The 19,884-nt window shown below is 40.6% G+C and carries 15 protein-coding genes and 1 pseudogene; 1 reads left to right on the top strand and 15 read right to left on the bottom strand.

The window, feature by feature from the left end:
* Positions 1-114 precede the first annotated feature (114 nt).
* The gene (locus H7U02_RS01365) at positions 115-993 is read left to right on the top strand and encodes a polysaccharide deacetylase family protein (protein WP_201042637.1); all 879 of its coding nucleotides are present in this window, start codon (positions 115-117) and stop codon (positions 991-993) included.
* Positions 994-1,033: 40 nt separating this feature from the next.
* On the opposite strand, the gene H7U02_RS01360 is transcribed toward H7U02_RS01365, so the two are convergent.
* The 15 genes and pseudogenes from H7U02_RS01360 to H7U02_RS01290 form a co-directional block, all read right to left on the bottom strand.
* Complete coding sequence (locus H7U02_RS01360; protein WP_107372619.1) at positions 1,034-2,164, bottom strand: acetylornithine transaminase; 1,131 nt, start codon at positions 2,162-2,164, stop codon at positions 1,034-1,036.
* Between the two features lie 3 nt (positions 2,165-2,167).
* Positions 2,168-2,905: an acetylglutamate kinase gene (argB, locus tag H7U02_RS01355; RefSeq protein WP_156685157.1), complete on the bottom strand. Its 738-nt coding sequence runs from the start codon at positions 2,903-2,905 to the stop codon at positions 2,168-2,170.
* A 26-nt stretch (positions 2,906-2,931) separates the two neighbouring features.
* A complete protein-coding gene (gene argJ / locus H7U02_RS01350; RefSeq protein WP_155198045.1) occupies positions 2,932-4,125 on the bottom strand; it encodes a bifunctional glutamate N-acetyltransferase/amino-acid acetyltransferase ArgJ in 1,194 nt (397 codons plus the stop codon).
* Between the two features lie 28 nt (positions 4,126-4,153).
* Positions 4,154-5,176, bottom strand: a complete 1,023-nt coding sequence (gene argC, locus H7U02_RS01345) for an N-acetyl-gamma-glutamyl-phosphate reductase (RefSeq protein ID WP_156685158.1) — start codon at positions 5,174-5,176, stop codon at positions 4,154-4,156.
* 127 nt (positions 5,177-5,303) lie between these two features.
* A pseudogene (locus H7U02_RS01340) lies at positions 5,304-6,484 on the bottom strand (pyridoxal phosphate-dependent aminotransferase).
* Between the two features lie 9 nt (positions 6,485-6,493).
* Positions 6,494-7,276, bottom strand: coding sequence for a carbon-nitrogen family hydrolase (locus H7U02_RS01335; protein WP_110981043.1), 783 nt, complete (start codon positions 7,274-7,276; stop codon positions 6,494-6,496).
* Between the two features lie 131 nt (positions 7,277-7,407).
* Positions 7,408-11,226 carry an LD-carboxypeptidase LdcB/DacB gene (ldcB, locus tag H7U02_RS01330; protein WP_201042636.1) on the bottom strand — a complete coding sequence of 1,273 codons (3,819 nt, stop codon included), beginning with the start codon at positions 11,224-11,226 and terminating at the stop codon, positions 7,408-7,410.
* 274 nt (positions 11,227-11,500) lie between these two features.
* A complete protein-coding gene (locus H7U02_RS01325; RefSeq protein ID WP_037600446.1) occupies positions 11,501-12,154 on the bottom strand; it encodes a DUF6287 domain-containing protein in 654 nt (217 codons plus the stop codon).
* A gap of 97 nt (positions 12,155-12,251) precedes the next feature.
* Positions 12,252-13,571, bottom strand: coding sequence for a sensor histidine kinase (locus tag H7U02_RS01320; RefSeq protein ID WP_037600449.1), 1,320 nt, complete (start codon positions 13,569-13,571; stop codon positions 12,252-12,254).
* Complete coding sequence (locus H7U02_RS01315) at positions 13,568-14,302, bottom strand: response regulator transcription factor (protein ID WP_037600451.1); 735 nt, start codon at positions 14,300-14,302, stop codon at positions 13,568-13,570. Before H7U02_RS01315 ends, H7U02_RS01320 begins: the two co-directional genes overlap by 4 nt.
* Before the next feature lie 247 nt (positions 14,303-14,549).
* A complete protein-coding gene (locus H7U02_RS01310) occupies positions 14,550-15,215 on the bottom strand; it encodes a DUF6287 domain-containing protein (protein ID WP_037600454.1) in 666 nt (221 codons plus the stop codon).
* 135 nt (positions 15,216-15,350) lie between these two features.
* Complete coding sequence (locus H7U02_RS01305) at positions 15,351-16,103, bottom strand: response regulator transcription factor (protein WP_037600457.1); 753 nt, start codon at positions 16,101-16,103, stop codon at positions 15,351-15,353.
* A gap of 201 nt (positions 16,104-16,304) precedes the next feature.
* A complete protein-coding gene (locus H7U02_RS01300; RefSeq protein WP_201042635.1) occupies positions 16,305-18,860 on the bottom strand; it encodes an SH3 domain-containing protein in 2,556 nt (851 codons plus the stop codon).
* A 285-nt stretch (positions 18,861-19,145) separates the two neighbouring features.
* Positions 19,146-19,436, bottom strand: coding sequence for a hypothetical protein (locus H7U02_RS01295; protein WP_002885564.1), 291 nt, complete (start codon positions 19,434-19,436; stop codon positions 19,146-19,148).
* A gap of 64 nt (positions 19,437-19,500) precedes the next feature.
* On the bottom strand, positions 19,501-19,884 hold a 384-nt coding region (locus H7U02_RS01290; RefSeq protein WP_221339829.1), incomplete at its 5' end, for a DUF6287 domain-containing protein.

The following is a 19,884-nucleotide window of genomic DNA, read 5'->3' as shown; positions in this document are numbered from 1 at the left end:
TGACAGAATATTGTTGCCATTTAAGGAGGCAAGTATTCTTTTTACTGAAAATTCTGTGCATTTCCATCCCATTTTTGTTAGAATAATAACTAGACCTATTTGAAAGGGGATACAATGACTTCTCAAAAGAAAAAAACAACTCAAGCTAACAGAAAGAAACTGAACCTTCTTCTGCTTTTCCTAAATATTGTCCTTCTTGGCTTACTAGCAGTCTTTATGCTTAACCGACCAAATCATTCGAAAAGCAAGCAACAACAAGCTCAGACCAGTCAGTCTAAGACGACAGCTAAATGGAAAACCTATGACGATCCTGTCCAAATCCCTATCCTCATGTATCATGCAGTACACGTCATGGATCCATCTGAAGCCTCCAACGCCAACCTTATCGTTGACCCAGACCTCTTCGAGGCACAAATCAAGGCCTTGGCGAAGGCAGGATACTACTTCCTAACGCCTGAAGAAGCCTACAAAGCCTTCACTGAAAACGCCCTACCTGCTAAGAAGGTTGTCTGGCTGACCTTTGACGATGGTAACGAAGATTTCTATACTATTGCCTATCCTATTCTCAAAAAATACAAGGCTAAGGCAACCAATAATATTATCACTGGCTTTGTCAAGAAAGGGAATGCTGGAAATCTAACCGTCAAACAGATGAAAGAAATGATGGCTCACGGTATGAGTTTCCAATCTCATACGGTTAACCACCCCGATTTGTCAACCACTGATAAGGCGACACAAAAGGTTGAATTAACGGATTCTATTGACTTCCTTGAAAATAAACTCAATACCAAGGTCAATACCATTGCCTACCCATCAGGTCGCTATAATCAAACGACACTTGACCTAGCTAAGAAAACTTACAAGTTAGGACTAACAACCAACGAAGGGCTAGCCAGTGCCAAGGATGGTCTTCTCTCACTTAATCGTGTCCGTATTCTGCCAACAACAACAGCTAAAGGACTTCTCAGCGAGATTGATACTGACAATGAGTAAAAGAAATCACTTGATTCAAGAATCAAGTGATTTTTATGTTCTAGTCAAATATTTCTGATAGGATAGCCACACCCTTTTCAATTTCAGCATCACTTAGGGTGATTGGTGGCAAAAGACGAATCACGCTTGTCCCTGCAGTTAAGACAATTAACCCCTTATCTCGAGCCGACTGGACCAATTCTCCTAAATTGCCAGTAGTCTCAATCCCAATCATATAGCCCAAGCCACGTACAGTGGTAACCGTCTCTTTATCAGATAAAGCTGCCTGCAATTTTGCTTGTAGCTGGTTTCCATTTTCAAGGGCAGTATCTAGAAAACCTGGGACCAACATAACTTCAAGCGTAGCTTTGGCCGCCGCCATAGCCAGTTTATTTCCTCCAAAGGTAGAGCCGTGACTTCCGTAAGAGAAGGCTTCTCCAAGAGATGACTTAGCAAGCATGGCACCAACTGGCACCCCATTTGCCAAACCTTTTGCCAGAGTAAAGATATCTGGTTCAATATCGTAGTGCTCATAAGCATAAAGCTTACCAGTACGACCAAGGCCTGTCTGAACCTCATCTACAATAAGATAAATACCCATCTCCTTACAAAAGTCAGCCAAAGCCTTAACAAAGTCCTTATCAGCAGGTTGAACACCTGATTCCCCTTGAACCAACTCCAACATAATAGCCGCTGTTTCGTCACTAGCTAGGGCCTTGACACTATCTATGTCATTGAAAATAGCATAGCTAAAGTGGGGCACACCTTCACCAAAGCCTTGTTTGATTTTATCCTGACCAGTGGCAGACATGGATCCAAACGTTCGACCATGGAAGGAATTTTGAAAGGTAATGATTTCTTGTTTACCTGATGCCTTACGAGCGATTTTTATGGCTGCTTCATTGGCCTCTGCACCACTATTACAGAAAAAGGCTAGATAGTCCTTGTCACCAATTAAAAGTCCAGCAACATCTTCTTGCAACTGATTGTGATAAAGATTAGGCTGGTGCAAAATCTTGCCTACCTGATCTGTTAGAGCCTGATTGACAGAGGGATGATAGCCCAGATTGGTTACCCCGATACCTGATGAAAAATCCAAGTAGGTCTTGCCAGTTGTATCTGTCAAATAATTGCCCTGTGCCGAAGCAAAATCAATCGCTGCCCGCTTATAGTTTGAAAATAGTTTTGTCATCTCTTACTCCTTGATTATGGTACCATCTGTCAGGTTATCACCAATAATGACCTGCTCAACACCGGCTTGAACTGTCTGAACAGCGCTTTGAATTTTAGGAATCATGCCCCCAGTTATCACGCATGACTCTATTTTTTTCTGAACGTCCACAAAATTCAGATGCTCCAAAACCTGACCATTTTCTAAAACTCCCTTGACATCTGTCATAAGGATAAGTTTTTTGGCACCTAGACTAATTGCCACAGCTCTAGCAAGGTAATCCGCATTGATATTGAGCAAATCACCCTGCTCACTGTAACCCAAACTAGGAATCAAGGGGATCTTACCTTGAGCAAGGAGTGCTACTAAGGTCTGATTGGCGATGTTTTTGACCTCACCCACAAAGCCATAAGTCTCTTGATCCAAAAAATCAGCATGAACAAGGTCTGGCAATTCATCTACAAGCTGATAGGCTGGCAAACCTGCAGTTGTCAGCTCACCTGCTAAGTTTTTCCCAACTATGTCAACCAAGGCTTCTTTAATCAAGTCCATATCTGACTGACCCGTCACACGAAGACCATTAACCTTATGAATTGGGATGTCATGTTCCTCCATGAGTTGGTTGATAGCAAAACCACCCCCATGGACGATAACAATTTTCTGACCAGCCTGCTGCCATTCTGACAGTTTAGCCAATATCTCGGGAGTTAGCTGCTTACTGGCTACTCCACCAATCTTAATTACAATATATTCAGCAGTCATCAGTTAACTCCTTTTCCTTAGATAGTCTAAGTGTGATAGAGGGCATTAATCTTAACGTAATCGTAAGAAAGATCACACCCCCATGCGGTTCCCTTTTCATGTCCAGCATGAAGATCTACCGTAATGGTCACTTCATCCTCATGCATGATGTCTTTCATTTCCTCATCATCAAAGGTCACAGGACTAGAGGCAAGCATGACTGGCAGACCGCCAAGCATAATATCAACATTGTCCACAGGAACGTCCACACCGGCATAGCCAACAGCAGCTAGAATACGCCCCCAGTTAGGATCTTCACCAAAAATGGCTGTTTTGACCAGGCTTGAACCGACAACAGATTTTGCCATCATACGAGCATCAAGGGCATTAGGGGCATTAACCACATCAACTTGGATGAGCTTATTGGCACCTTCACCGTCCTTGGCAATTTTCTTAGCCAGTTCTTGCATCACGAAATTAAGCATTTTCGAAAATTTTTCGAACTCTGGTGTACCTGGCAGAATCTCTTCATTGAGCGTGCAACCATTTGACATGACAAGAACCATATCATTAGTTGATGTATCCCCATCAACTGTAATCTGATTAAAGGTTTTTTCCACATTTTGACTCAAGGCCAATTGAAGGGTGTCACTAGAAATATTGGCATCACAAGTAATAAACCCAAGCATGGTTGCCATATTCGGGTGAATCATGCCTGAACCCTTAGCGACACCAGCCATAGTGACAACATCACGACCAAAAGTCTCCGTCACAGCAATAGTCTTAGTTGCTGTATCCGTCGTCAAAATCGCCTTGGCAAAATCATCAGCATTCCCATTGACCACCAACTTGGAAAGACCATTTTTCAGTGTATCCATTGGTAGCAACTCACCGATAACCCCTGTAGAAGCCACACCAACCAAATCTGGTTCAACACCTAGCTTTTCAGCGGTCCACTCCTGCATGGTGTAAGCATCCTCCAATCCTTGAGTCCCTGTACAAGAATTGGCTACACCTGAGTTAACAACGATGGCCTTCATTTTCCCAGCCTTTTTAACTGAGGTCTTGGTCACAATCAAAGGAGCTGCGATAACCTTATTAGTCGTGTAAACCCCTGCCACACTGGCTGGTTTTTCAGAGACAATCCAACCAAAATCCATTTTTCTCTTTTTAAATCCTGCATGTAGCCCATCTGCTGAGAATCCCAGCGGACTAGCAATTGTTCCATCTATGACTTTCATTTTTTTTCTCCTAACTCTATGCTTACATCTACAAGTATGACGGTGTCAGAAGCAAACCTTCCGTCTCATCCCACCCCTGCATGAGGTTAAGATTTTGAACCGCTTGACCAGCAGCACCCTTAATCAAATTATCAATCACTGAAATAACTGTCAGAACATTGGTTTTCTCATTATAGGCAAAGCCAATATCTGTAAAATTCGATCCAATAACGTTGTGTAGTTCTGGCAAACTGTCTTGCACACGTACAAAGGGTTTATCACTATAAGCCTTTGTGAATGCTGAAGCTACATCAGCTACAGTCACGTCCTTCTTCAACTTACAATAAACCGTAGCCATGATTCCACGATTAACGGGTAAAAGCGACGTTGAAAACTGAATCTCAGGCATTTCCGGATTAAAGAACTGCAAGGTTTGAACAATCTCAGGAATATGCTGATGATGATTGAGTTTATAAGTCACGTAATTATCATGAACATTGACAAAATGACTAGACTCACTCAAAGCCTTACCCGCACCAGTTAAACCAGACTTGGCATCCACAATGACACTATCCGTCTCAATCAGACCAGTAGCAACCAAAGGAAGCAAGGCCAACTCTGTCGCTGTTGCATAGCATCCAGGATTGGCAATAAATTTCTTATCCTTCACATCTGCATATTCTGATAATACATATGTAAATTTATTCAAAACACTCTGCTTAGCAGGTGATTTTTTATACCATTCTTGATAAACATCTGCTGGCAAGCGATGATCGCCAGACAAATCAATAATAGGAAAATCAGCTAGAACAAATTCCTCTGCTAGCGAGCTAGCGACTCCTGAAGGTGTGGCAAAGAAAACCAAATCCGCCTTTTGCATAATCTTTTCCGCATCGTAAGCTTCAATTTCTAAGTCACAAACACCTGTCAGATAGGGATACACATCAGACAATCGTCGGCCCACTTCCTTGGTTGCGTGAATAGAAACAAGTTCCACTTTTTTATGATTATTCAAAATTTTAACTAACTCTAAACCACTATAACCAGTGATACCAACGATTGAAACTTCCATTTATGCACTCCTTTTGAATAAATATGTAACTAGTTTATTGTATTTTTATTCATTTGTCAAGGAAGAATTGAAATTAACATGAAAAAAACAAGCAGTCTTTTCCAACTACTTGTTTCATGATTGTTATCTAGTTATTAAATAATTGCAAGTTGGCAATACGATCGACTGCTTCGACCAGACGTTCTGGCTCTACCAAAAGCCCAATACGAACATAAGCATCTCCTGCAGGACCAAATCCTTTACCTGGTGCCACAGCAACATGGGCCTTCTCAAGCAAAAGATCCGCAAAACTCTCACTAGTGTAACCCTCTGGTATAGGCATCCAAGCATAGAAAGAACCTTTGGATGGAAAGGCCTTCCAGCCAATCTTAGCAGCTGCCTGGACAAAAGCATCTCGACGGCTATCATAAGTCGCATTCAGTTGAGCAACAGCCTCCTCAGATTTAGGATCTAAGAGGGCTGCAATCCCAGCCTCCTGCAAGGCAGGAAAGATTCCCACAAAAAGATGGTCTTGAATCAGATTTAAGGCTTCAATCATCTGGTCATTCCCAGCAGCAAAGGCCAAACGCCAACCAGCCATATTGAAGGTTTTCGAGAAAGTATAGAACTCAATGCCCACATCTTTAGCACCAGGTGTTGATAAGAAGCTAGGATTCTCATAGCCTCGATAGCCCAAAGCTCCGTAAGCTAAATCACTCACCACGCCAACTTCGTAAGTCTTAGCCCAGACAACCAACTTTTCATAAAAGGCCTTAGTCGCCACAGCACCCGTAGGATTATTTGGATAATTGATATAGATAAACTTAGCACGCCGAGCTGTCTCTTCAGGAATGGCATCCAAATCTGGCAAGAAATCATTTTCAGCCGTCAAAGGAAAGGTCTCATAGGCTACACGTCCTAACTCACTCCTGATAAATAATCAGGATATCCTGGGTCAGGTAGGAGCAGGAGGTCACCTGGATTCATCAAAGCTAGGGGTAATTCCACAAGCCCAATTTTAGCACCTCCCATGACACAAATCTCACGCTCCGCATCCAAATCTACCCCATAATGTTTCTTGTAAAAACTAGCAGCAGCTTCTTTAAAAGGACGATTGCCTCGAAACTGTGAATACTTATGGCTAGCAGGATTTTTCGCTGAGGTACAAAGCGCCTCAACAATATGGTCATAGGTTGGTTGGTCTGGATTACCCTGACCAAGATTGATAACATCTGCTCCTTCCGCCACCTTGGCATTAACCTTAGCAACCAAACCTGCAAAAAACTGTTCTGGCAATGCCTTCAATAAGTCAGATTCTTCAAATAACATAAACGCTCCTTAATGATACAAGTCCGTGCGACGATCCTCAAAAACAGGAATCTGACCTCGAACCTTATCTACCTCTTCAAGATTAATATCAGCCGTAAAAATGCCCTCTTCATGCTCCTTGGTTTGTAAGACCACATTTCCAAGTGGATCTATAACCATAGAATGTCCTGAAAAGATATCGTTGGGTCCTGCTCCAACACGATTGACAGCAACTACAAAAGCTTGATTTTCAACCGCACGCGCCTTTAACAAAATCTCCCATTGCTGCACTCGAGGTTCCGGCCACTGCGCTACCACAAAAAGTACCTTTGCCCCTTGTGCCATCTGTGTTCGCACCCATTCAGGAAAACGGATATCATAACAAATGACACTGGCAGCTATCACACCATCAAGCTCAAAAACAGACTCATTCGACCCAGCAGACATGTACTGATCCTCTGCCATAAGGCCAAAGAGATGGACCTTGCTATAGGTATTGATTAAGTCCCCAGACTTATTGTAGACATAGGTCGTGTTGTAAAATTTGCCATCTTTCTCAATAGCAACGGACCCTCCAATAATAGCTACAGCATGTTTCCTAGCAAAATGAGACAAGAGTTCTTGAGAGTCCAATCCATCCTTATCCGCAAGCCCATCAAGTTCATTTAAAGCATAGCCTGTATTCCACATTTCAGGAAGCACAATAACATCATGATTGTCATCAAGCGCCCTCTCCAACATCTCTATGACGTGTTTTTTATTTTCCACAGGCTGCCCGTGAACGACATCCATCTGTACCAACGCAATTTTCATAATAACCTCGATTCTATATTAACCATTATAGCACTCCAAAAGACGTCACAAAAATTGAAAAATTCAATCTCATGATAAAGAAAGGCTATCAAAAAAGGCTGGACATAATGTCCAACCTAATCATTATTACACTAAGCAATATCAACGTAACGACGAGCACCGCTCACTGTCATGTATGAAAGCCATGTGTGACCGTCCGCTGTCAAAACCTTATCGTAGTTAACACTCATGCCCTTGTCATAGTAGGCCAACTCTGGGCTTGAAACCTTAGCTTCTGCCTTGATTGACGCACGACCTGTGAAGGTATAACGACCTGACTCTGGGAGACTTGGTTTATCGGCTGGCTTAGCAACGGGTTTTGTTTCTGGTTTAGCTTCTGCCTTGGCTGCTGCAATATCAACATAACGACGAGCACCACTTACTGTCATGTATGAAAGCCATTGACGACCATCAGCTGTCAAAAACTTGTCGTAGTTAACGCTCATACCCTTATCATAGTAGGCCAACTCTGGGCTTGAAACCTTAGCTTCTGCCTTAATTGACGCACGACCTGTGAAGGTATAAGTGCCTGATTCTGGAAGACTTGGTTGGTCCGCTGGTTTAGCAACCGGTTTAACTTCTGGTTTAGTTTCTGTAGCTTTAACTGTTGCAATATCAACGTAACGACGGGCACCGCTTGATGTCATGTATGAAAGCCATTGATGACCATCGGCTGTCAAAACTTTGTCATAGTTAACACTCATGCCCTTGTCATAGTAGGCCAACTCTGGGCTTGAAACCTTAGCTTCTGCCTTGATTGACGCACGACCTGTGAAGGTATAAGTTCCTGTCGCTGGAAGGTTGATGGCACCTGTAGTGGCTGGTTTGCTTTCAGCAGGTTTGCTGCTAGTAGCATAATCGCCACCTTCGATACCAAAGTACTCTTCCAAGCTCAATCCTGAATCGTGGATGTCTTTAGCTTCTTTACCCACATAGCGGATATGCCATGCTTCTGGCATGTAGCCGGTTGAAGCTTCTTTACCTGCTTGGAAACGCACGATAAAGCCATAGTTATGTGCATTGTCTTTAAGCCATTGACTAGCTCGTGCATCCTCAAGCAAGTTACCTGATTTATCAGTCAAATCAAAGACCAAACCAGTTTGGTGTTCGCTATATCCAGGACGAGCTGAGTAACGATCTGCAGCTGCCTGACCATCACGGCTAACATAATTGTCGTAAAGAGTCTTTTGATAGTCATAAGAACGGAAACCACTGTATGAACGTCCGACATTCAAACCTTGGTTAATCATATCATCACGAAGGCGAACAAAGGCTGCCTTAGCTGTAGGATTTTCACCTGGATTATAGTCCTTAGAAAGACCATGCTTCTTATTGACAATGATAATATCATCATATTTACCACGAACACTATAGTAAGAACCGTTATTGGTCAATTTCCCTGTCACTTGAGTTTCAGTGATTTGAGGGACTGTAGCTGTAGTTTCTGTGATATAGGTTCTCTTACCATCCAACATATAGTAAAGATGCACAGAATAAGTACCCGCATCACCCTTATGGCTGGCTTTATCTACATGAACCTTATAGCTACCGTCTGATTGTTTGTCGGCATGATACCAAGTGAGGTCATCTTGGCCATTCTTATCTGACCAGATTGGAACACGGACTTCTTTAACTTCTTTGCCACCACCTGAAACATTGGTAACGACAACATCAAAGCCGTTAGACGTTTGGTTGGTAATCGTCAATTTTCCTGTTACTTGAGATTCAGGAACTGTGGCTGTAGTTTCGGTAATATAAGTTCGTTTACCATCCAACATGTAGTAAAGATGCACAGAATAAGTACCCGCATCACCCTTATGGCTAGCTGTGTCTACATGAACCTTGTAGCTACCGTCTGATTGTTTGTCGGCATGATACCAAGTAAGGTCATCTTGACCATTCTTATCTGACCAAATTGGAACACGCACTTCTTTAACTTCTTTGCCACCGCCTGAAACATTAGTTACGACAACATCAAAGCCATTAGACGTTTGGTTGCTGATGGTCAATTTCCCTGTCACTTGAGATTCAGGAACTGTGGCTGTAGTTTCGGTAATATAAGTTCGTTTACCATCTAACATATAGTAAAGATGCACAGAATAGGTACCAGCATCACCCTTATGGCTGGCTTTATCTACATGAACCTTGTAGCTTCCATCTGATTGTTTATCGGCATGATACCAAGTAAGATCATCTTGACCATTCTTATCTGACCAGATTGGAACACGGACTTCGTTAACTTCTTTGCCACCACCTGAAACATTAGTTACGACAACATCAAAGCCATTAGACGTTTGGTTGTCGATAGTCAATTTCCCTGTTACTTGAGATTCAGGGACTGTGGCTTTGGTTTCTGTGATATAGGTTCTCTTACCATTCAACATATAGTAAAGATGCACAGAATAGGTACCAGCATCGCCCTTATGGCTGGCTGTATCTACATGAACCTTGTAGCTACCGTCCGATTGTTTGTCAGCATGATACCAAGTGAGGTCGTCTTGACCATCTTTATTTGACCAAATTGGAACACGAACTTCTTGGACTGCCTTGCCACCACCTGAAACATTGGTAACGACAACATCAAAGCCATTAGAGGTTTGGTTGTTGATGGTAAGGTTACCAGAAACACGGTTTTCTTGTGGTTTAGACTCAGTAGTTTTCAAGGTCGCAATATCCACATAACGACGTGTACCACTGTAGCTAATGTAAGAAATCCATTGGTGGTTATCCGCAGTCAAGACCTTGTCATAGTTCACTTTGTAGCCTTTTTCCAAGGTATAAAGCGTTTCTGCAGAGGCCTTAGGTTCGTTTTTAACATTCAAGCTACGTGTCACATTATAAGTACCACTTGCTGGAAGTTTTTCAGCACCAGTAGTTTCTGGTTTTGCTTGATTAGTCTCTGTTGGTTTAACAGTTGGTGTTTCAGCTTTAGCAGGTGTCAAAGTCGCAATATCGGCATAATAGCGAACATAGTCATACCCAAGGTAAGAAATCCATTGGTGATTATCCGCAGTCAAAACTTTGTCATAGATAACATGGTCACCCTTACTGAAAACAAAAGTAGGTTTGAGGTCTGCTTTTGGTTCTTTCTTAATATCTGTGTCACGTGTAAAGTAGAAAGTTCCTGTCGCTGGGATGTTCAAAGCACCTGTTGTGGCTTGAGTGCCATTAGAAGGCTTACCATCCCCATTACCACTATTACCGTTACCACTACCAGCTGCCACTGGTTTCACTGGCGCATAACGACGCACGCCAGAGTATGATTTGTAGCTAATCCATTGGTAGCCGTCAGCCGTCACGACTTGATCGTAAAGGACGCTGTCTCCTGGATTTACATAAAATTCAGCCTTGGCAGACACCTTGGGTTGATTCTTAATCTCTGTACGTTCCTTGTAGACATGAGTCCCTTGACTTGGAAGGTCGCTGTCTGTAGTTGTAGCTGGTTGGCTCACCAAACTAGTATTGACAGCTGCTCTCGTTAAGGCAGATACCTCAAGGTTAGTGGCTGTTTCAGATGAAGCATTTGTGTTCCTTGTCACTTCTGAGCTGGCAGCTGTTGATTCAGAAATTTTATCAGCTGCTTGTGAGGTACTAGCACTCACTTCACTTCTAGCCTCGCTAGTAGCAGTTTCACTAGCGGTTTGGCTAGTTGTTGAGACTTGGCTAGCTTTCTCGCTTGATGCTACCCCATCGGTCGCTACACCATTGAAAATATCAGCTGCTGTCACAGCATCACTATCTGAGGTAGCACGCAAAGTGGCATCTGAAGGTGTTGAAACTTCATGATGCTCATCAGCCAAAGCTTGACCTGCAAAGACCAAACTTGCTCCTAAAAGGACTGATGCTGCCCCAAATGAATATTTACGAATGGAAAAACGTTGTTGTTCGTGTAAAAATTTTTCTCGTTTCATATCAATTATTCTCTCTATCGAATTGATGTTACTGTTTGATTGTAACACTCGGTGACAAACATTACAAGTATTTTACAGAATATTACTGAATATTTCTCACTTGTCCATTAGTATACCAAATTTATTTGACTTGTTCACACCTAAATCATAAACTGTCCAATTTTTGTCATAATCGAAAGTCGAAGCAAGCCATACTAATTTATTCGTAATTTTGTTAGAAAAAAGTTAAGAGAAATATAAAAGATCACTATTAAAATAGCAATCTTTTTTCATGTTAATTGCGATAAAATGGATAATTTTCTGCATCATCACTTTGACCAATAACAAGATGGTCTGAATCGCCATTACCAGTTCCAGGAATAGCCCAAAAAGCTGCGCTATCAATATCAGAAGCAATTGTTCCTGAAAAATTTCCATTATTTAAATGTCCAGAATAGAGATGATAAGTATAACCACTCCCATTTTGTACTGTGCCATCTGGTGAAATTGTAACAAATTCTCCTCGAGAGTTTGTCCAAGTACCAGCGATTGAACTATAATCACCTGAACTTAGTTGCTTCCCATTAAACGATGATGATGATTGTGTTTCTTCTCCTGTTTTTTCTTTTGTAGGCTCAGAAACTTCTCCTGAAGATAAGACCGTTTCATCAGTGTCTTTAGTTGCAGAATCTTTGGCAACAGAAGACTCACTAACCTCAACTGTTTCATCTTTTGTGTCTTCATTTTTTACATGCGGGTTTGAATTTTTCTTATCGTTCTTAGTAGATTTACTTGAGCTTGAAGATGACTTCTTAACCGTTTTGACTGGACTGCTACTTGTGCTAACACGAGCTGATTCATGGCTGTTAAACTTAGTCACCAGGAAGATGGCAAGAATAACTACGATAAGAGCTGCCACGATACCAATAAGTTTGCTTGTATTTTTCATGAGTGATGTTCCTTTTCTGATAATTTACTAGGTTATTATAATATATAGACAGCTAAATTTTTCATTGAAGTCATAAACGGTGGTTTTTTCGTCATAATCAAACCACATCTTCTATTTTTAGTGTCTGTTTAAAACGATAGTCTTTAGATTGTGTTGACAAAGAACAATTAGGATACTTCCCTAAAATCTCTCGAACAGTGGACAGACCTATACCACGTCCCTCTCCTTTACTTGAGCGACCAAGTTTAAAGATACCGACTGTATTGATAGATTCTGGAGCAATGGTATTTTCCACTATTACTACCTTTGTCTCTCCACTGATAAGAGCAATGTTTACTTCTTTAGTACTGCTATCCAAACTAGCCTCAATAGCATTATCCAAGAAGATGGACAGCACCGTTATGAAATCCAACAATTCCATCCTCGATACTTCAAAGACGTCGCTGACCTCAAGGTGAACGGTAATAGACTGTCCCTGTGCTTCCAAGATTTTACTAGTCAGGACACCTTTAACAGCTTCATCTTTAATATTAATCAAGTTGGCAATTTCGTACTGTTTTCCCTCAATCCGAGTCTTTGTTTTTTCAAGGATATTATCGTAGATATCGGAAATCATAGCTATATCCTTGGAGTCAATGCCATATTTGATACTAGACAAAACATTTAGGTAATCATGCCTGAAGCGACGAATATCCGTATAGAGTTGCTCGATTTGTTGACTATAATGAGCCAAATCACTAATTTGCCTATCTTTTTGGAGTAGGACTTCTTCTTTTAGTCTTTCACTGAAAGTCGCATTAATGTAAACAAGTGTCGCAAGAAAGAGTAAAGCATAGGTCACCACGAGATAAACATGCCAATCTCTTCCTCCAGGGCTCTGTTGCACAAAAAAGGTGATATATTGGAGAAGGGGAGCATAAGATAACATTGATATATCTATAAGCAATAAAAAGTACTTTGAAAATGACTTTCTAAAACCATAGTTCAGTGCTTTGAAATCTACTTTTAAGGTCTTAATGATTAACCAAAACACAGGAAAGACTAGCAACTCAATGACAAGGTTTAAATGAAAATGGTTAAGTACAATCAAATAATGTCGATTGATGACTAAGGCAATCCCATAAATAATAAGATTGTGAACAAGACTCTCTATGACGATTGGAAACAAGCCATAGAAAATATCTAATAACCTATTGCCATAACGATTTCTGTAGAGGGAATAAACAACCAAGAAGGCATGCCCTAAAACATAGGATAGGGCTGGAGAAAGCACAAACAAAAATCGGATAATCAAGGGGATGATGATATACCATCTTAGCTTTATCTTCTCGGAGGTAATGTATTGATAAATGACAATAAAGAGGATAATCTCCGCTAAAAAGTCTAGATTATCCAACAAAAAATTGATTGCTGTCATAGGCTGATTCTCTCAAGCAATTTCTTTAGTTTCAACTTTGAAACATAGCAAACGCCACCATTTTCAAAATAGACTGTCCCCGTACTTTTATCTAATTTGATGACATTTTCTGGGTTGATAAGGAAAGATTTGTGGCATTTAAACAGTCTAGGGTCACTCTTTTCAATTTGTGAGAGACTGCCATAAAACTCAATCTGCTCCTCTTTAGTATAAAGGATAACCTTATGAACGATATCCGAGGTCTCAAAGTACAAGATATCATGAAAGGGAACCTGAATAACGGTCTTAGCATTCTCAATCCGAAAAGCGTCTTCTGGATTCTGACTCTGTATCTTTTTGCAGGTTAATAAGATAATACTTTCCACACGCTTTTGAAAGTCCTCACCCTCCAAAGACTTATCAATAAAGTCTAGAGCTACCAGTTGGTATTGAAAAGTTAAGGGAAGATACTCTGAATGAGTCGTGAAGAAAACAATACTGGCATAGGGATCATTCTTGCGAATCTGCTTAGCCACTTCCAAACCTTTTTTAGTATCGTCTTTAATTTGAATGTCCAAGAAAAAGAGCTGATGAGACCCTCGCTCGGTAATAGACTCTAACAGTTGATTGGGTTTGTCAAAAACCTCAAAGTCCCCCACTTTAATATTATTTTTCTTAAGAATCGTATGAATAACCTCTTCAATACGATTTTGTTGGATAAAATGATCTTCTAAAACATAGATGTTAAGCATGGCATAACTTCCTTTAGCATAATCTTAAGAGAAATTCTAAGTTAGAGCATTTCTTTAATAAATGAACCTCTCTTATTTATTCAAAATGAGATTTATTGTTCTCTTTACTTATTTTACATTTTTATTACAAAAAAACAATAGTTTGTAACATTTTTTTGCTCCAATCAACCAAAAAAACACCCCACAAAGTTAGATTTTATCTGTCTAACTTTTGGGGTGCAGTTCATAAATAGCAATCTTTTTCGTACTAGTTACGATAATAAGGGACACCTTCAGCAGTTTGGTCCTGACCAATAACAAGGTAATCAGAGCCGTTACTACCTCCAGAAATCGCTCTCAATGCAGCTGAGCTTGTATCTGAGAAAACTCCTGCATAGAAAATATTATCTGAAACTCTTTGAGGCTTCAATTGAGCAGTATAACCTGTTGAGTTTTTAATAATTGTACCATCAGCATTAATTGTAACTGATTCACCATTCGCATTAGTCCAAGTTCCCACAAGAGAGCTAATATCACCATTGTCAAGGGCACCAAAGTCAAGCGATGATTGACTATTATTTGTGTTCTTCTCAGATTTAGCCTTATCTGTTCCAGCTGCAGATTCAGCCACTTGTCCACCATCTGTAGTGCCTGCTTGAGCTTGTTCTTGAGAGGAAACTTTAGGTGCTACTGCTGAGGCCTGATTGTCATTTTCTTCATTTGTGACTGCTGAAGATGATGATTGAACTGATTTCTTATCCTTCTTAACAGCCTTACTTGAGCTTGAAGATGACTTCTTAACCGTTTTGACTGGACTGCTACTTGTGCTAACACGAGCTGATTCATGGCTGTTAAATTTAGACACCAAAAAGATAGCGAGGATAACTACGATAAGGGCTAATACTAAACCAATAAGTTTACTTGTATTTTTCATGAGTGATGTCCTTTACTGATAATTTACTCGGATATTATAATACAAAAACAGCTAAATTTTTCATTGAAGTCATAAACGGTCGTTTTTTCGTCATAATCAGAAAATAACATTTAAAATAAAAATACTATATATATATCAAACTGCCATGGGTTTTGGAACAAGCATCTTAGCAACAATCTCTTTTTGTTTAGCTTTCGAAACCAAGCATGACTCTCCATTTTCAAAATAAATTACACCTAACTCTTTGTCCAATCTCACAATGTTTTCGGGATTTACAACAAATGATTTATGGCATTTATATAGTCTGCAGTCTTGTTTCACAATTTTTGACAATTGACCATAGAACTCAATCTGCTCTTCCGTTGTATGAAGAATCACCTTATGAACTGTTGGAGATGTTTCAAAATAAAGAATCTTATGAAAAGGAACTTGTATAGTTGCATTCTTTGTATCTACCGTAAAAGCACACTCTATTTGGCTCAAACCATTTTTAGAAAGTACTAATCCAATATCAGAAATAATCCTATCTTCATATTCAATATCAGGCAAATTCTTGTCAATAAAATCAAGTGCAGCTAAGCGATACTGAAAGGTTGAAGGTAGGAGTTCGGGATGTGCTGTGATGAAAACAATACTAGCATAAGGATCTCGCTCACGAATCTGTTGAGCAACCAATACTCCCCCTTCGATATCACTATCAGATCCAATATCTAGAAAAAACAGTAAATGCGAGCCCCTTTCCGTAATACGCTCTAATAATTGATTGGGTTTATCGTATAAATTGACCTTCCCAATTCTTAAAATATATATTTGTTTAGACTTGTGGATGGCATCCTCAAGACGAGCTTGTTGAAAATAATCTTCTTCTAAAACAAAAATATCTAACATGCTCAATACCTCCGTTTTATAACATTTCCTTTCAATAACTTGATGAATTAGCTACTTATAGAACGAATCCTATACTTTCATTTTGATTCTACAACTTTCTCTAATTTACGGCAAATATTTTCAAAACATATTGAACAATATATTTATTCAACTCTTGAAACTAAAAAACACCACCCTCAAAAGAGAGTGATGTTACGAATCTTAAGAAATATCCACATAGCGTCTTGCACCGCTATAGGTTACATAAGACAACCAGGTGTGGCCATCAGCTGTAAGGACCTTGTCATAGCGAACGGACATGCCTTTATCATAGTAGGCTAACTCTGGGCTTGCAACGCTTGGTTGATCCTTGATAGAGCTAGGTTTGGTAAAGGTATAGGTGCCAGTTGCCGCTAGGCTTGGACTTGCTGGTTGAGCAACTGCTGTTGCCTTAGCATCAATAGCAATGTAACGGCGGTTGCCTCCATGGCTAACATAAGAGAGCCAGGTATGACCATCTGCAGTCACCAATCTGTCATAGTTAACGGACATACCAGCATCATAGTAGGCCAACTCTGGACTTGCCACACTTGGTTCTGCTTTAATGCTAGAGCGTTCCTTGAAAGTATAGGTACCAGATGAAGGTGTACTTGGTTGGACTGGTTGTTCTACAGGTTTAGTTACACTTGTTGGTGCGATAGCAACATAGAAACGATGTCCTGAATAGCTGAGATAAGAAAGCCATGTATAGCCATCATTATTGACAACCTTGTCATAGTTGACTGACATACCAGCATCGTAGTAGCTAACATCTGGGTTGGCTACCAAAGGTTGAGTCTTAATGCCAGAACGAGCAGTAAAGGTGTATGAACCTGAAGCTGGAAGGTTGTGGCGGGTTGCATTTTGAACTGGAACAGTTGTGCTAGTGCCTCCGATACCTACCATTTTACCATCTTGGACATAGTAGAGATGGACAATGTATTCACCTGCTTCAGCCTTATGGTCACTAACATTGATACGAACCTTGTAGCTACCATCATTTTGTCTGCTAGCTTGGTGCCATACAAGATCGTCTTGACCGTTTTGAGCTGTCCAAACTGGAACACTTACGCCTTGGATAGCTTTATCACCACCAGAAACATTAGTGATATGAACGTCAAAACCAAGGTTAGAGAGATTTTCAATATTGATAGTACCGCTTGGTTTGCTTTCTTGTTGAGCAAGTTTAGACACGGCTACATAACGGCGGTTGCCATTGTAGCTGAGGTAAGAAAGCCATTGGTAACCATCACCACTGACAATCTTGTCGTAGTTGACTGACATGCCAGCATCGTAGTAGGCCAACTCTGGACTTGCCACACGAGGTTCTGCCTTGATGCTAGAACGTTCTTTGAAGGTGTAAGTTCCTGCATCAGGAAGGCTATAGCTAGTAGTTGTATGAGTTTCTTCAACTTTGGCAGGAACTGTGTAAGTTATGCCACCCACACCAACTAATTTACCATTAGTTTCAACATAGTAAAGATGAACATTGTAGAGGCCACGTTCATTCTTGTGGTCAGTTAGACTGACGTTAACCTTGTAGTTACCATTGTTAAGACGAGTCGCATTGTACCAGATGATGTCATCTTGACCATTCTTTTCAGACCAGATTGGAACAGATACCCCAAGGACACCGTTTTGATCTGAAACATTACTGATAACCACACTAAAGTCACCATTATCATGGCTTTCAATAGCAATATCGCCTCTTGGTTTAGCTACAGCCTCTGCTGCAGCACCTAGATCGACGTAACGACGAGTACCATTGTATGACACATAGGAAATCCAACGGTGGTTGTCAGCAAGCAAAGATCTATCGTAGTTGACTGACATGCCTGGATCAAAATTGAACTCAGTCTTGGCAGTCAAGCTAGGTTGGTTCTTCACATCTGCAGGTTTAGTAAAGTAATAAGTACCACGTTCAGGGATGACTTCATCTCTAGTTGCTTCAGTGGTGCTATTAGTGTTTTCAGCCTTCAATGCTGCGATATCAGCGTAGTAGCGTTCATAGTCGTAGCCAATGTAAGAAATCCATTGATGATTGTCTCTCTTCAAGACCTTATCATAGATAACATGGTCACCTGCACTAAAGACAAAGGCAGGTTTGATATCCATGATAGGCGCTGTACGAATTTCAGTTGTGCGACGGAAATAAAAAGTACCGTTTGATGGGATATCAAGAGAACCATCAGCAGTCACTGGACCATCTACACCAGGTTGACGTGTTTCGACAGCTTCACGGTCAGTACCTCTAACTTCTGCTACTTCTGAAGTTGCGGAACGGTTAGTCTCACTTGCTGCTTCAGAGCTAGCTACTGATGACACTTCAGAACGTGGACTAGCCACTTCTGATCTAGAAACAGTAGCAACAGCAGATGCAGAATGAGCAACCTCTGCCGGTACTTCCAAAGAAGCAGCCTCGCTAGCTACTACACTACTAGCTTCAGAAGAAGCAACTTCACTGCTGGCAAGCTTAGGTCTTGGCGCTTCAGATCTTGAAGCTGGTTGATTGAGGACATCGGTAACAGCTTCTGAAGTCGCCTGGTCGATTTGAAGTGGTTCAGAATTATTTACAAAAACTTCATAATCCTTGCTGGAACTTGCGCCATTGGCTTGTTCCTGAGCCAAAGCATGTCCACCAAGCATCAAGCTCGCACCAATCAAGACTGATGCAGCTCCAAAAGAATATTTACGAATTGAGTAACGTTGACGTTCCTTAACAACATATGCCTTTCTCATTTTGATCACTCTCACTTTCTAGGCTGTTTGATAAAACTTGGAACCGTTTTCACATTTCTATTATACCCCTTTGAAATATTTTTTACAATTATTTCAATATTATTACTAAACTTTATTTTGTAGAAAATTGATATCTAATTCTTTCAAATAACTATAATTAAGAAAACCCCCAAGAACTACCTGAGGGCTTTTGCTACATCTAATTCCTTGACACATTAAGCAAATCTGAATAGATTAATTAATTCATTCTGGGTTGATTTGACTATAGGTATCAATCTGGTCTAACTATGATTCATCATAGATGTATTCTTCTAAATGTTCAGTCACTGTAATCTCATCGCAGGAGCTAACATTTTGAAAGTCCTTAATGTAAACAATTTTATACTGATTTGGTAGAAGTAATGGAAAGGCAATTGGCTTTCCATTCTTACACACGCGAAACATCTGAAGGCTATCTGTTACGTTACTAATAAAGACAAACGGAAACAAATGAGGACTGGGAGAATCCAAATAGTGATAGGTCCCCTTTAAGGTACCACTAGTACTTCTCACTTCTCCATGTTCTTTTTGAGACATTTTTAAAGCGTACTCCTTCTACTACTTGTAATTTCCTTTTCTTAAGTACCGAGGGACAATACCATTAATCTAATTTATTGTAAACATGCATTCGACCATATATCGCATCAGAACCGAAACGAATCTGTCCATTACTATCAAAGAAAATTGGGTCACTAGTTGGTCCATCATTATGAGCAAATCCTGCTACATAACCGCCATCTTGAGCAAAACCATTAAAGAGCTGACTACTTGTATCACTATAACCACTTTCAGCACCAACACGGGTTACACTACCGGATGGGGATACTGTAATTGTGTCCCCTAAGTCATTTTGATAGGTACCAGCAACACTAGAGAAATCACCATTAGCCATTGCCGTAGCATCAACCACTGTGGTAGCTGGTGTTTGTTCCGCTGAAGCAGCTGGTTGTTCTGTAGGAGTTCCTTGATTTACTCCAGCTGTTTC

The organism is Streptococcus sp. 3.1 (assembly GCF_016648915.1).
GTDB classification, from domain to species: domain Bacteria; phylum Bacillota; class Bacilli; order Lactobacillales; family Streptococcaceae; genus Streptococcus; species Streptococcus salivarius_E.
The sequence above is the reverse complement of the archived record's forward strand: the minus strand, read 5'-3'. Positions and strand labels throughout refer to the sequence as shown.

Coding starts and splice junctions, on each gene's coding strand:
- H7U02_RS01365 (WP_201042637.1), top strand. CDS start 115: ATGACTTCTCAAAAGAAAAAAACAACTCAAGCTAACAGAAAGAAACTG.
- H7U02_RS01360 (WP_107372619.1), bottom strand. CDS start 2,164: ATGACAAAACTATTTTCAAACTATAAGCGGGCAGCGATTGATTTTGCT.
- argB (WP_156685157.1), bottom strand. CDS start 2,905: ATGACTGCTGAATATATTGTAATTAAGATTGGTGGAGTAGCCAGTAAG.
- argJ (WP_155198045.1), bottom strand. CDS start 4,125: ATGAAAGTCATAGATGGAACAATTGCTAGTCCGCTGGGATTCTCAGCA.
- argC (WP_156685158.1), bottom strand. CDS start 5,176: ATGGAAGTTTCAATCGTTGGTATCACTGGTTATAGTGGTTTAGAGTTA.
- H7U02_RS01335 (WP_110981043.1), bottom strand. CDS start 7,276: ATGAAAATTGCGTTGGTACAGATGGATGTCGTTCACGGGCAGCCTGTG.
- ldcB (WP_201042636.1), bottom strand. CDS start 11,226: ATGAAACGAGAAAAATTTTTACACGAACAACAACGTTTTTCCATTCGT.
- H7U02_RS01325 (WP_037600446.1), bottom strand. CDS start 12,154: ATGAAAAATACAAGCAAACTTATTGGTATCGTGGCAGCTCTTATCGTA.
- H7U02_RS01320 (WP_037600449.1), bottom strand. CDS start 13,571: ATGACAGCAATCAATTTTTTGTTGGATAATCTAGACTTTTTAGCGGAG.
- H7U02_RS01315 (WP_037600451.1), bottom strand. CDS start 14,302: ATGCTTAACATCTATGTTTTAGAAGATCATTTTATCCAACAAAATCGT.
- H7U02_RS01310 (WP_037600454.1), bottom strand. CDS start 15,215: ATGAAAAATACAAGTAAACTTATTGGTTTAGTATTAGCCCTTATCGTA.
- H7U02_RS01305 (WP_037600457.1), bottom strand. CDS start 16,103: ATGTTAGATATTTTTGTTTTAGAAGAAGATTATTTTCAACAAGCTCGT.
- H7U02_RS01300 (WP_201042635.1), bottom strand. CDS start 18,860: ATGAGAAAGGCATATGTTGTTAAGGAACGTCAACGTTACTCAATTCGT.
- H7U02_RS01295 (WP_002885564.1), bottom strand. CDS start 19,436: ATGTCTCAAAAAGAACATGGAGAAGTGAGAAGTACTAGTGGTACCTTA.